This is a genomic window from Marinagarivorans algicola (genome assembly GCF_001292705.1).
Lineage (GTDB): Bacteria > Pseudomonadota > Gammaproteobacteria > Pseudomonadales > Cellvibrionaceae > Marinagarivorans > Marinagarivorans algicola.
The window spans coordinates 1-13,315 of sequence record NZ_LGAK01000017.1 but is presented as its reverse complement, the minus strand read 5'-3'; the positions used below and the strand labels follow the sequence as shown (position 1 = coordinate 13,315).

Sequence of the window (13,315 nt, the reverse complement as noted above, 5' to 3'; positions counted from 1 at the left end):
GCTGTGAATAGAAATAGACGCTGTTTTATTAAACAATCTTCTGCCTTAATGGCCACCTCTACGGCAGGCTTAATGGGCTTACAAAAAAGTGCGCATGCAGCAACCGGTAAAGCTCCGGTACGCTTCATTACTGTTATGAACGCCCTAGGCATTATGGATGCGGCGCGTGATGAGCACTTAGTAAAAACCCCCACCGACGAAGTGCAAGCACTACAAGCATCAGACTTTCGAACAGCCATTGACCCCTTCATGAACTTCCGTGACAACATGATTGTGATGCAAGGTCTTAATAACGCCTCGGCCATTAGCCAAGGCACAGGCTCACACGCTGGCGGAGCAGCTCATGTCTTAACCGGTGGCAATATTCGCTCAGGCAATACCGGTACATTGGTCACTACAACAGGCCCATCACTGGATGTGCATATCGCCAATCTGATTGCCAGCCAAGCCGGCACGCCCTATCGCCATCTCAATTTTAATACCGGTGGCCTAGGCGGTGAAGGCGGCATGAGCTTTTGCTATGACAATAACGGTGTACAGGTCCCGAGATTGGTTGGCCCGCAAAAAATCTACCAGCGGTTGTTTGCCTCACCTGTCGACGACGGCGGCCCCAAAGATAAATTTAGCTTAGAAGCCAAAATTGCTGTATTAGAGAGCGTCGGTAAAAACATTACCCAACTCAAACAAAATCTACCGGGTATGAGCGCTAAGGAGTCACTGAACTTTTACCAAAGTAGTATTGAGCAATTGGCCGGCCAATTTAATAGCCAGGCTAACTTTATGCCTAGCGCCAGCTGCGAAAACCCCGGCGCACCGAAGCTCGACTTTGATAGACTCCACTTAACTCCTGATCAAATACAGGTGGAGCTCGATAAGCAACTTGATCGCGATGTTGACGCTACTTTAAATATGGCCTTCCAAGCACTGAACTGTAACTTTTCACGTGTTTTGACCATGGACTTTGGTGGTGTGCAACCTAAAATAACCTACCCTTGGCTAGCGGACGATTTACAAAAATACGGTAGTAGTGCGGGTATGGGACGCAGTGAGTCGCACGGTATTTCGCATCAGGGCAGCGATGCGGCAGCCATTTATATGTGTGTATTAAGAAATTATTATGCTAAAAAATATGCGCAACTGTGCCAACGCTTAGCTGATACACCCGATAGCGACGGCTCTTCGATGCTGGATAATACCGTGTTCTTGTGGATCTCAGAAGTCTCGCGCGGTGCCGACCACGGCATGGACAATTACCCTGTCACTGTATTAGCGGGTAAAAACACAGGCTTTAAGCAAGGCGGTCTGAATTGTAAATTTGATGGGCGCTCGCTCAACGACCTTTACACCACCATATTAAAAGCCAGCAATTTACCGCATACCTCTTTTGGCTCTAAATCCTCAAATACTGGCACTATAGACGCCTTACTGGCTTAAATACCAAGGGTTTAAGTCTCGATAGCATAACTAAGAGGTAATACCAAAAAGGGCCGTTAATTAACGGCCCTTTTTGGTTATTGATTATTGATTATTGATTATTGATTAGCATATCTCACCTCACAAACACCCGCACTAATAATTACGCTAGTACGGGTGTTTGTTAATGCGATAGCTTAATCGTAATCACTTTGCCCTAAGGGTGGGTGAGCATTGTTGATTAGCATAATAAACTGCTTATGAAACCACGCACCAGCATGTGGTGCCATATTGGGTACAACATCCACAGTAACCCCTTCACGTGCCTGACCGGGAATACACATAGTATCGAGTGATTTACCAGCATACACGCCATCGGTGGCCGACTCATATACTTTGCGGTCAATGGCATCTAATGCTGCCACTTCGCTAGCCGACAGCTTAGTATGATCGAAAGATATGCCATCTGACTCACCCGGCGGCTTCATCCAAAAGAAGGCATCCAAGTAGGGGCGGCTCACATCGGGGTTAGCTTTGGGCACTTCACCCACACCGGCATTATTCACGTTACACCAGTGACCACGATGAGCACGTACATCAATGCGCTTATTAGCATCAGTTCCTTTGGTACCCGAACCTAACTCTGGACGATTATCGCTACCCCAGCCGTTGCGTGCAGTATCAATAATAAAACCAAACTTATTAGCATCAAATGAAGCCGTACCAAAAGCCGGATCAGAGGTCGTGAAATATTTTTGTAGCATATCAATATAGCTCACTTCATCAACAGCCGGGTTCCACTGATAAAACCCTTGCAAAGCAGCACGATCAGCTACAGCATTAGAAATTAATGGCTCTTCTACAGGTGTATAGCCCGATGTGTTCGAGGCAAAACCACGAATCATATCTAAACCTAAACCATCCAAAGCACCATCGGCACCATCAACCAATTGCTTAAAGTATTTTACGCCGCGCTTCATGTTACTCACATTATCGGTATCACTGTCCCAGCCCAACCAGCCCGCATGACCAATATCAAGATAGGTATAAACATTTGGAATTTTTGCAAACTCAGCGATCGCTAAACGTAAACTGGCGGCATAGAGGCCTAAATGAGGAGTATCGCCAGTACCTTCACCCGCCACGGCAGCGCCCGAGCCTGTGTGGCTCAAAATACGATCACAGTAACCACCATTAGGTAATGAGGCAGGTGTAGGGTTGAGTGTGCCATTGGCGGGCTCGCCATTAGCCCCCTCATTGGTATTGGTAATCATATTCGGGAACGAATCGGGCTCTAGCATTGCCACAATGCGCAAATTGGCATATTCAGGCTTTTTACTAAATATGGCAGCTATTTCACCAATATAGTCATCGCGGTAGCGCTCATAACCATCGCCATTTTGTGCCGCGCCATCAGCGGGCTTACCTACTTCAATTAATTGGCCATTAGAGGCAAAAGCCGCGCAGTCGCGATCAGGTAAGTTGTAGATAATCACCACAACCGTCATGGGGGCCGCTTGGCCCGCGTTTTGCGCGGCGTAATAACGCTGCTGCTCAACTGCTGCGTCTAAGTGCTGCTCTAGTGAGCGGCGACCAGCTGCAACATCACCGCCAATAGTGGCAATCGAATCCATCCATACGGCGCTCGGCTGGCGTTGGACATATTTAATTTTATTCACTAAATTATCATCGCCTTGCGCTTTGATAATGTCCAATGATGAATCCATCATGGTTTTCACATCAGGGCTTAAATAAAAATAAGCATCTTCAAAAGGATTACCAGCAGTTTGTAGGGCGGCGCCAGCCTGCCCAACCACTTTTTGGTCTAATGGAATATTACCGTCGTAATTGTCATCAGAAATCACATCTATCGCGCCCGGGTCAAACCCCGTACTACTCGACGCTTCTGGCAGACTAGAAGACCCAAGCATACTGGATGCCTCAGAAGCAATACTCGATACCGTACCCATTGACGAGGCCGACAAGGAAGTACTAGTGGTTGTACTAGTTGATAGACTAGACACCGAGGATTGCGACATGCTTTGTGATGATGTGGTTTTCCCCACACAAGCAGACATAACAGCTGTCGAACCCATTAAGAGTAAGGCTTTAGAAACACTTACCCCCCAATATTGCAGTTTTTTATTAAGCATGGTTTTTTACCATAAAAGTGATCAATTGATCTCGTTATTATTAGCGAGGCGATAACACCCCAGTGCGGCACCACAACGATAGAACCCTTAAAAATCTTAAAGGAAAAAGTGAAAGTGCGAAGAGCCATAGATGTTATACAACTCTTAAGTGGCATACTCTATCACTTAAGCGCTTAACAGGTCCAAAGGTAGTCTAGTAAAAAAACAAAAACGTTAAGTAAATTTAATCTGTGCCACTCAAAAAATGTGACCTTTTAGTCACAAATGCAATGCATACTCTATTTGAATAACATTTATGCATGGCGTACTCACACTTCTGAGAATATGAACGGTTCATTATTTAAGCGTGTCGTATAGTCTTTTTAAAGCATGCATAGAATCACCAAAGCGATGAAAGCAGGTTGCAAGGCTGAAGGTGCGCGGGTTTTAACAAGCAGAATGTAACAATATAAAAATTAAGAGCGCGGGCTTTCCTTATACCATTAACAGGCAATAAAAAGCCGCAGACATCAGGAAAAAAAATTAAAGCACGGAATAAAAAGGCATAAAAAATATAACTTAACATGAAAATAAAATATATTTATACCATAGCCATTAGTCATAAATAATAATTTTATTATGCTTTAGCGTAAGCTGGACGGCTGTCTTTCATTAAGGAGTCTAACTGAATTTGCGCCTTTTTAGGTGCCTCAAGATCAACAAGCTCAATCATCTCGCATTCATCGCGAACCATTTCTATAATATGCGTAGGATAGTGTCGACAGTCTTCGGGTCTATCATGGTAAATACTACAGGTATATTTTTGTGACTCCGCCTCTAGTACCAAAAAGGGACAGCGCTGTAATTGCTCGCCCGTTTTGGGGTCCATCCATATTTTTCCATTTTGCACATATTGCATAATATCAGGATTAAACAACGCCCACATTTCAATGTCATTAGCAGTCGCAGCTAGGGCACCTTGACCATATTTAAGACAACATTTTCCACACTGATTGCACGCTTTCAATTGCTTTATCTCATAATTATATTGGCATTTAGGCCTGTGATAGCCAACCAAATGATTACGATTATACGCTGCATTTGATAATAAAATGACAATAAAATGATAATAAATAGAGCCAATCAATAAAAATAATAATGTCACTATTTAGAGGTAACAAAATTGTATGCTAATGCATCATTGACTGGGGTATTCAAGCCATTTGCAACTCTGTCATTTTCGGCCCTATACTCCTGCAAAGTCCAATCTTGCCTATATCTATATAGATGTAGGGCAGTGCAGGTGCATGGAAGGTGAAGATACATACCCATTCTGCTGAAACTAAGTACTATATAGCACGCTATATAGTACTATTGGGTGAGATTTGTCAGCTTGACTGTATAGCAGCCAAAATAGTGAGCCTTGAATTTTCGGCAAAAAGCACCTAGAAACTCAAACACATAATACCAATAAAATACCGTAATAGAGCCTAAATAAGATGTGATAAGCCCGATAATAAAAATTGAGCGCGGCGGCATTAGCTTGGTTTACGACATGAACTTGGCCCAATCATATCAAGCTAAGTATCAGCGCGGTCAATTGAAATTCGTCAGATTGACGCTCAGGCCAAATTGATTTCAATCATAATAACTAAACTAGAGCTAGTTATTGGACGAGGTAAAAGGTAGTGATTTAAAAAGATTATCTAAAAAGCTACCCGAGCTATTTAGTCCATTTAAGATGTTTTCCATCGCAATAAACTGCTGCATTAATCGATCTTCATAGGTCACCATTCGTCGATCTAAGCGCTCTTGTTCACTATCGAGCGTATCAATGTCACGACCTAAATTATCTTCTCGCTGATCAATTAAGCCATTCGATTGTAAGAAGGTGCCGATAAGCTCTTCTAGCTGACCGCCAACCCCACGCGAAAAGTTAATGGTACTACTACTAGCAGACTCGCTTACCACCAAACTTAAACCTTCGGCTGGCTCTCCGAGTTTTGGCAATAACACTTGCCCTAAGCCAAATGCTGCTACACCATTAATTGAGCCGGATACATCTTTACCTGCGGTGCCGTTGCCTGTTGTAATCATGAGGTCGGTGGCTAAATCACCGGTTACCGAGTCTACATTGACATTAGAGGCTGCACCGTATTTCGATGATGTCATCACAAATTTATCATCGATATAAGAGACCGAGACCGCTGCATTCGATGCTTTCAATTTTTCGTCGCTGTTAATAGCACTTTGTATTGCAGAGGCTAGCTCTTCTGTACTGTTATAGACCACATCTGTTGGTATAGTAATAAAATCAGATGCAACACCGTTGAGGGTAATATTGAAGCCGTAAGTTTTACCTGTAGTATCTAAATTGACACCCCCTGTATCACCACCAGTAAAAGCGCCTTTTTTAGGTGCTTGATTAATAATCACGTCAAACTCCCCTGCTTGGGTTTGTTTACCAAAACTATTAATGGTAATACCAGCATCTGACGACTGTGAATGTGGCGCCAATAATTGCTGTACTGCAGCTAAATTATCATCAAAGGCAGCATTAAATTCATCATCTTCAATACTCAGCGTACCGTCGAGCTCTGTGCGTATACCTAAGTTGGTTAAAGCTGCAAAGGTTGAGCTTTCCGAAAGCCCAGTCACACTACTCGCAAACATGCCGCGCATTTGCGATACAACAGATTTAGCCAAAGAGTCATTGGCTAGCGATCCATATTGATCGTTTTCGGTATCAAAACCAATCACAGGCTCTAACTCTTCAAGTAAGGCATTATAAGCATCAACAAAATCGCGTGTTTTTTGCTTCGCAAAATCCACATCATCAGACACCGTAACCGTAATAATCTCACCAGGCGATTCCTTTAAGAGGTCCAGCGTTAAACCCTCAACGACATCGTTAACGCTGTTACTGCTGCGTGTTACCGGTAAACCGTTAACAATTAAAGCTGCATCGGTGCCCGCTTGCTGCTGAGTAAGGCGTGTCGGTGTTATTGCCGGATCAGATAACAGCTCACTCGTGTAGGCAAATCGAGACAACCCATTATCATCGCCATTAGTCGGTACTGCTCCTGCTTCGGCAGTGGTTATTTGTAATTGATTGTTGCCCCCAGACTCTGCTGTCATTAATAAAACATAACCACTACCGTTATTAATAATCGATGCGGTAACACCCATGTCAGCATCATTAATCGCATCGCGCATGCCTTTTAAACTATTGTTACTTGAATCAATGGTGATATCGACAGAGGTTGCATCGGCATCTTGAGTAAAGCTCGCTCCTGCCCATTGTCCAAAATTAAACGTTAGTACACCTTCCCCCACGGCTTCATCTTCGCTGCCGAACTCTACCGATGCGAGTGATTGTGATTGCGCTAACGAGGTAACCTCAAATTTATAAGTGCCTGCTTTAATATCAGTACCTAACTCAGTAGGCACTAGCGCATCACTTTCAGTAAACGAAGCACCTTTACTAAATAGCCCTTCGCGCTCAGTTAAGGCTTTAATAGATGTTTGGAATGTTGCAAGGGCACTTTTTATTTTACCAAAGTCTGAAATTTGAGTTTCACGTAGTTCTGTTTTGGTGTCTATTCGCGCCTGCGGTGCCGAGCGCTCGATCTCGGTAAGCTGCGTAACCAATGCACGCGAATCAATTCCCGAACCTGCACCTAAAGACTGAATAATATTATTATCAATCATACAAACCTACCTGAAGCCTTCACTTCATTTGTATTACATAATTTATCTTTTAATAAGCCATAATTATTGCTATTCATTGCATTGCTATAGCTCAGCCTATAGAAATATAATGCACCTTTAGTATTGCCACAGCTAACGCCATTTTTTAATAAAATTCCATTAAAAAATAATCTCTTATAAAACGATAGCTTTTTAATACTCACAACGCAAAGCGGCGGTACTCATTATTGAGCCCGCTAATACATCTTAGCTATTGTTATTGCTATTGAGCGCTATTAATTATTTCGCATATAGCATTAACGTATTACCTAGCCAGTCGCATTAACTAAGGAGACTTCGCCAAACTCTTTCATTTTTCGTGCCAACTCCAAAAAACTTTCATTTGGGATTTGACGAATAATATCACCGCTACTCGACTCAACAACCTTAACAACCGTTCGCTCAGACTCTTGATCAATACTAAAGTGCAAATCACGCTGTACGGTCTGCACAAAATTATTAGCCGTTTCTACGGCTAACTCTAATGCTTTAGCACCCTGTTCATCGCTTGGCTGCCCTTCAACTTTCCCTGTAGTGTTATCAACAGCACCGTCAATAACACTGACCTGTGGCATGCCCGTAGTGGCTGCAGACTGCATCTCGACCCCGCTAGCAGCCGAAGCTATTTGGGTTGACGGCAATATTTTGCCGTCATGTGTCGCATTAACACTTGTATTTGCCGCCAGAACAGTACTCATATTGGTGCTTTTGGCTAAATGCTGCATAGGTACAGCCGGGGTTATGGGCGTGGTGGTATTTATAGTATTCATACAGTTACCTCTCAACACGTACTAAAGCCGATGAGTTTCCTCATCGGCGACCAACGATCCCTGTTGTTAGGGCGTTAAAACCCTTCCTGCTGTTATTGCAGTAACGACAACACTTGCTGAGGACGAGAATTTGCCTGAGCCAGCATAGCCTGTGATGCTTGTTGCAATACTTGTGATCGACTTAATGCAGCGGTTTCTGCGGCGAAGTCGGCATCCATAATTCGCGAACGTGCCGCTGATGTATTTTCAGATACATTGGATAAGTTAGAAATTGTAAAATCAAGCCGGTTGCTCACCGCACCTAAGTCAGAACGAATGTTGTTCACCGTTTCTAAGGCGTTATCAATCACACTTACGGCCTTTTGAGCATTGGCCGCAGTATCAATACTGATAGAAGATAATGACGTGCCAAACGAGCCTTCACCTAAACTATTGGATTCTTTTAAGCCTAAGCGCGCTGGATCGGCTCCATCTTTAAGCTCTACACTAATAGGGTTGCCATTTTCACTCACCAGCTTTAAGCCTGCCTCAGCGGTAAAGCCTATAGTACTAGTAATAGTGGCTGTTGATTCAACAAAAGCGCCGGCTGAATTAATCGTCGCCTTAGTTGCCTCAGTAACACCTGTTGCACTGCCAATAAACGAAACTGCATTAGCGCTGCCTGCCGCTAAGTTAATTGCCCCTTGATCAGATTCTAATATGATATTAGTGCCTTGTAACCTAGCCGAAACACCGGTGACATCACTATTATCATTTAATGCATTGACGACATCTTCTGTTGAGGCGCTATCGACAAGACCTAAATCAACTGTTACACCATTAATTTCAAGTTGATCGGTACCAGCTGCACCAATCCCTGATGAAATAAAGCCACTCATATCGATACTCACCGTTGAATAAGCCTTTGCCGTTACACCGGTTTGATCAGAGACATCATTAATATTATCAATTTTACCTTGCAAACTATCGGTATTTTTATTGTCAATGACGGTGCCATTGATGGTTAGCTCGCCAGCCTCTAGTGATTCATTCGCGCCATTAGAGTTTGCAACTAGGCCAACCCCTTCGATCACGCCACCAGAGTCCATTTCACGGAAGCCTAAATTATCTAAGTCGCCCAGTGTGCCTGTCGCGCCTCGCTCTACGGTAATATCATCTCCACTATCAGAAGTGAGAATAATCTTAGCCTGTGCAGCCAGCCCACTACCCGCTGCCGCTGCCGCTGTCGCATCAAGTGCCAATGTTTTAGCGCCTTCAGCCGACATACTTAATTTTCCATCATCACCAATAGTCGCGCTAACGCGACCGCCAAAACCCTCATTAATCGCACTGGCAAATTCTTCTAGGCTATCCGTATTAGAAATTTGAATAGATAAATCAGTACCATCATTATTAGTTAAAGTTACCGTTGATGCTGATGTACCAATAACGCCGGTGCCCACACTAGAGCTCGTAAGCTCTACCGCCGTCTCGGCAGTCACACCGTTAATATTGTCGTTGATTTTAGTGACTAAATCCTCAACAGTAGAGCCCGCCGAAATAGCGCCAATCGCTTGACCATTAATTAAGACATCCTGCTCCGAAAAGGATAGCGTTGAGAAATTAGCTGCTATCTCATCACTGACCACATCAGCACTAAGCGAGCCCATACCTAAAGTATCAGAGTCAACCGCAGCGACTTCAAAGCTTACCGTTTGGTTCGCTTGTGCACCCACTTGCAAATCAATTTTACCGGTACTGCCATCAAGAATATTTTGACCGTTAAAGGAGGTGGTCTCAGCAATACGATCTAATTCAGAAACCATTTGCTGAACTTCAGCATCGAGTGTGGCGCGGTCATTGTCGCCGTAAATACCGTTAGCCGACTGAATAGACAGTTCTCGCATACGCTGTAAAATATTGGTTGTTTCTGATAGCGCGCCTTCAGCGGTTTGAATCAATGAAATGCCATCGTTGGCGTTTCGGACGGCTTGGTCAAGACCGCGAATTTGAGAAGTTTGACGATTTGAAATAGCCAAGCCCGCAGCATCATCTGCAGCAGAGTTAATTCTACTACCAGAAGACAAGCGCTCCATGGCTGTGTCAACGCCCATGCCGGCTTTATTCAACTGGCGCTGTGCGTTCAAAGATGAAACGTTGGTATTGATATAAAGTGGCATGGTAGCCTCCTCACAGAGAGTCTCAAGTGCAGATATTTGCACTCAGTAAAATGGAAATTGCTTGTAGTAAGCGTTCCTAATTCACTTTTCGGCTAGCACAACAAAAACTTTAATGTTTTTATACAATTAAATACAAACAAAAACAGCGATAGAGTTTAGTATCGCTGTTTACATGATTTAATTATGAGTCAGTGTTTTTTATACTTTTATGTTCAATTAACAAGACCTTTATAGGGTATTCGTTTTTTACTAGTTTTTATATTTTTTAATCATTTTTTTATCACTTCAAATCAGTGACTAATCCGCCTAGCTATCCTTGCAATAACTGTAGTACCTGCTGCGATGCGGCATTAGCTTGGCCTAACATCGCTTGGGAGGCTTGTTGAAGGACTTGTGCGCGACTTAGTGCTGCGGTTTCTGCTGCAAAGTCAGCATCCATAATGCGTGATTTAGCAGCAGAAGTGTTTTCGGATACCACCAGCAAATTATTAATCGTAAAATCGAGTCGGTTATTGACTGCACCTAACTGCGAGCGCACATCATTAATAGAGTCCAGTGCATTGTCCACTACACCGATAGCCTTTTGCGCCCCAGCAATCGTATCGACGCTCACACTCGCAATCGCGCTACCAAAACGCCCACCGGCGGTTGAGTTTGCCTCGATGAGCCCCAGTGATTGAGGATCGACATTACCGCCAAGCTCTAAACTAATGGGTTGGTCATTGGTGGCGACTAATTTTATGCCCGCCTCAACTTTTAATGCTAGAGCCGAGCTTGCTGCCACCGAAGAAGAAAGCAAAGTGCCAGTGCTTTGCGTAATATAAGATTGGAAAGTAGCACCCGCTAATGCCGTTCCACTATCTACAATGCTGTTTGTTGATGGGCTGGTAATATTAATTGAGCCTTGATCTGACTCCAGCATAATACGTGTACCCGACAAACTTGCCGTGACACCGGTTAAATCGGTATTGGCATTAAAACCCGCCACAATATCAGAGGCCGTTGCATTAGCAGTCAAACCTAAGTCAATCGTCACACCGTTTATGGTAATGTTATCGGCAGTGGCTGAGGCCACGGTTAAATCGGCCGTACTAATATCTATCGATAACGAGGCAAAGGCATGAGCCACAACACCTGTCTCATCGCTTTGTTCATTAATAGCATTGACTTTACCCTGCAAGCTATCGGTATTGTTATTATCAATAATGACACCGTTAATCGTTAAATCGCCAACACTCCACGACTGTGCAGCACCGGCAGAGCCTAAACCAGCACCTTTTACAATACCCGCTTCGTCACTTTCTCTAAAACCAAGATCTTGTAGGTTCTCGAGTGTACCGGTGGCCCCGCGTGAAACTGTAATAGGATCACCATGCTCCGAAGTTAATACAATTTGTCCGTAAGCAGCATCTAATTGACCAGTCACACCATTGAAGGTATCAAAGCCGGTTGCGCGTTCAATGATTTCAGCCGCAGCGTCTGATGAACCTGTCGCGTCAATACCTGCTACTTCTATTGTTGAGCCACTATTATTAGTAATGACCAAACGGCCGTTGTCATCTAGGTCGGCACTCACCGCACCGCCAGTGACACTGTTGATCTTTTCAACCAGCTCGGTCATGTTTTCGGTATCAGTAATATTAAATACATTATTTCCACTGCCGTCAGCCGCGGCTAATGTAATACGCAATTTATTCCCATTTTCAAGCACACCATCGCCATTGCCACCACCTTCTAGCGAGGTATAACCAGAGGCTTCAACACCTAATACATTTTCATTAATACCATCAATTAGATCTTGAAAGGTATCGCTGGACCCATCGAAAGCACCAATCGATTGGCCATTAATGCTCACATCTGATTCGTTTAAGCTCAGCGCACTCAGCGTTGATGTGACTTCGGAGCCTAACATATCAACACTCACCGAGCCCATCCCTAACGTTTTGGCATCCATCGCTTGAATATTAAATTCAATCGTTTGATTGGCTTGTGAGCCGACTTGCAATTCAACACTTCCCAAGCTGCCATCTAATAATGTTTGCCCATTAAAAGTAGTTGAGGTCGCGATACGATCTAGCTCACTAATTAATTGCTGCACTTCGGCATCGAGCGTTTTGCGGTTAGACTCATCGTAAATACCGTTCGCCGATTGAATCGCCAATTCGCGCATACGCTGCAAAATATTGGTCGTTTCATCCAGCGCTCCTTCAGCCGTTTGAATCAAAGAAATACCATCATTGGCATTTCTGACCGCTTGATTCAAGCCTCTTACTTGCGAAGTCATACGATTTGAAATGGCCAAGCCTGCAGCATCATCGGCAGCAGTATTAATACGCTTACCCGAAGACAATCTTTCCATGGCTGTTGACAACTCATTACCCGAGTTAAGTAATTGGCGTTGTGCATTTAATGAAGCAATGTTGGTATTAATAACTAGAGGCATAACCCATCTCCTGTATTCACTAAACCACTCAACAGCTCACAACAGTGTGTACACTACTGAATGGAGTCAAAATAGTTTTGACGCTGACATCGAATAAATTGCAACGCTTATGCCAACACTGTGTTTCGTTAAAAATACATTTATTTAACGCGTAATTTAAGGGTTTTAAGCGAATTGATCACCTCATAGATCAGTAAAAAGGCAAAAGCGGCAATAAGTTACACCGCCAATGACTATCTTTTGCCGCTTGCCTTTCGCTACGTTCAAAAAAACCATCAATAAATCTTCCATAAAAAAACCAACAAAATCTTCGACATAAGACAAAATAAAGGTAACTATTCCGCCAATCTGAAAAAATCATCTGATAAGGTATTGATAGATTATTTCCTGGAATTTAAGTACCAAGGGCACTTATATAGCGCCCATCGATGGCTTAAGCTACCGAGACAATGATTCATCAGTGCCCAGTTTCGGTATCTCTGAATAGTGACAAAATAAAAACATATAGAACTATATAGCTCTGTAAATATAAATAGGCAGTAAAAGCAGAAATAAATCTAAGATTATCATTTAAATATGAGGTGCTTAGTGTAAAAATTAAGCGTTAAAAATTATATTTCTAGTATGCATATTCAACATTAAAATAGG

Annotated in this window: 7 protein-coding genes; 1 reads left to right on the top strand and 6 read right to left on the bottom strand. The window is 43.3% G+C overall.

Going from position 1 to position 13,315, the window contains the following annotated elements; all coding sequences use genetic code 11:
• Positions 1-3 precede the first annotated feature (3 nt).
• Positions 4-1,434 (top strand): DUF1552 domain-containing protein, encoded by a 1,431-nt coding sequence (locus AC438_RS07465; RefSeq protein WP_156312458.1) that lies wholly within the window; start codon positions 4-6, stop codon positions 1,432-1,434.
• Positions 1,435-1,610: 176 nt separating this feature from the next.
• On the opposite strand, the gene AC438_RS07460 is transcribed toward AC438_RS07465, so the two are convergent.
• The 6 genes from AC438_RS07460 to AC438_RS17330 all read right to left on the bottom strand — a co-directional run bounded on the left by AC438_RS07460 (position 1,611) and on the right by AC438_RS17330 (position 12,667).
• On the bottom strand, positions 1,611-3,566 hold the full coding sequence (locus AC438_RS07460) for a glycoside hydrolase family 6 protein (RefSeq protein ID WP_082354023.1): 1,956 nt from the start codon (positions 3,564-3,566) through the stop codon (positions 1,611-1,613).
• A 616-nt stretch (positions 3,567-4,182) separates the two neighbouring features.
• A complete protein-coding gene (locus AC438_RS07450) occupies positions 4,183-4,710 on the bottom strand; it encodes a YkgJ family cysteine cluster protein (RefSeq protein WP_238376345.1) in 528 nt (175 codons plus the stop codon).
• Positions 4,711-5,207: 497 nt separating this feature from the next.
• The gene (gene fliD, locus AC438_RS07445; RefSeq protein WP_053980625.1) at positions 5,208-7,256 is read right to left on the bottom strand and encodes a flagellar filament capping protein FliD; all 2,049 of its coding nucleotides are present in this window, start codon (positions 7,254-7,256) and stop codon (positions 5,208-5,210) included.
• 308 nt (positions 7,257-7,564) lie between these two features.
• On the bottom strand, positions 7,565-8,065 hold the full coding sequence (locus AC438_RS07435) for a flagellar protein FlaG (protein ID WP_053980623.1): 501 nt from the start codon (positions 8,063-8,065) through the stop codon (positions 7,565-7,567).
• A 92-nt stretch (positions 8,066-8,157) separates the two neighbouring features.
• On the bottom strand, positions 8,158-10,224 hold the full coding sequence (locus tag AC438_RS07430; protein WP_053980622.1) for a flagellin N-terminal helical domain-containing protein: 2,067 nt from the start codon (positions 10,222-10,224) through the stop codon (positions 8,158-8,160).
• 310 nt (positions 10,225-10,534) lie between these two features.
• Positions 10,535-12,667: a flagellin N-terminal helical domain-containing protein gene (locus AC438_RS17330; RefSeq protein WP_053980621.1), complete on the bottom strand. Its 2,133-nt coding sequence runs from the start codon at positions 12,665-12,667 to the stop codon at positions 10,535-10,537.
• Between the last annotated feature and the right edge of the window lie 648 nt (positions 12,668-13,315).

Excerpts from the sequence above, each read along its gene's own strand:
- AC438_RS07460 (WP_082354023.1), bottom strand. The coding sequence starts at position 3,566 with ATGCTTAATAAAAAACTGCAATATTGGGGGGTAAGTGTTTCTAAAGCC.
- fliD (WP_053980625.1), bottom strand. The coding sequence starts at position 7,256 with ATGATTGATAATAATATTATTCAGTCTTTAGGTGCAGGTTCGGGAATT.
- AC438_RS07435 (WP_053980623.1), bottom strand. The coding sequence starts at position 8,065 with ATGAATACTATAAATACCACCACGCCCATAACCCCGGCTGTACCTATG.
- AC438_RS07430 (WP_053980622.1), bottom strand. The coding sequence starts at position 10,224 with ATGCCACTTTATATCAATACCAACGTTTCATCTTTGAACGCACAGCGC.
- AC438_RS17330 (WP_053980621.1), bottom strand. The coding sequence starts at position 12,667 with ATGCCTCTAGTTATTAATACCAACATTGCTTCATTAAATGCACAACGC.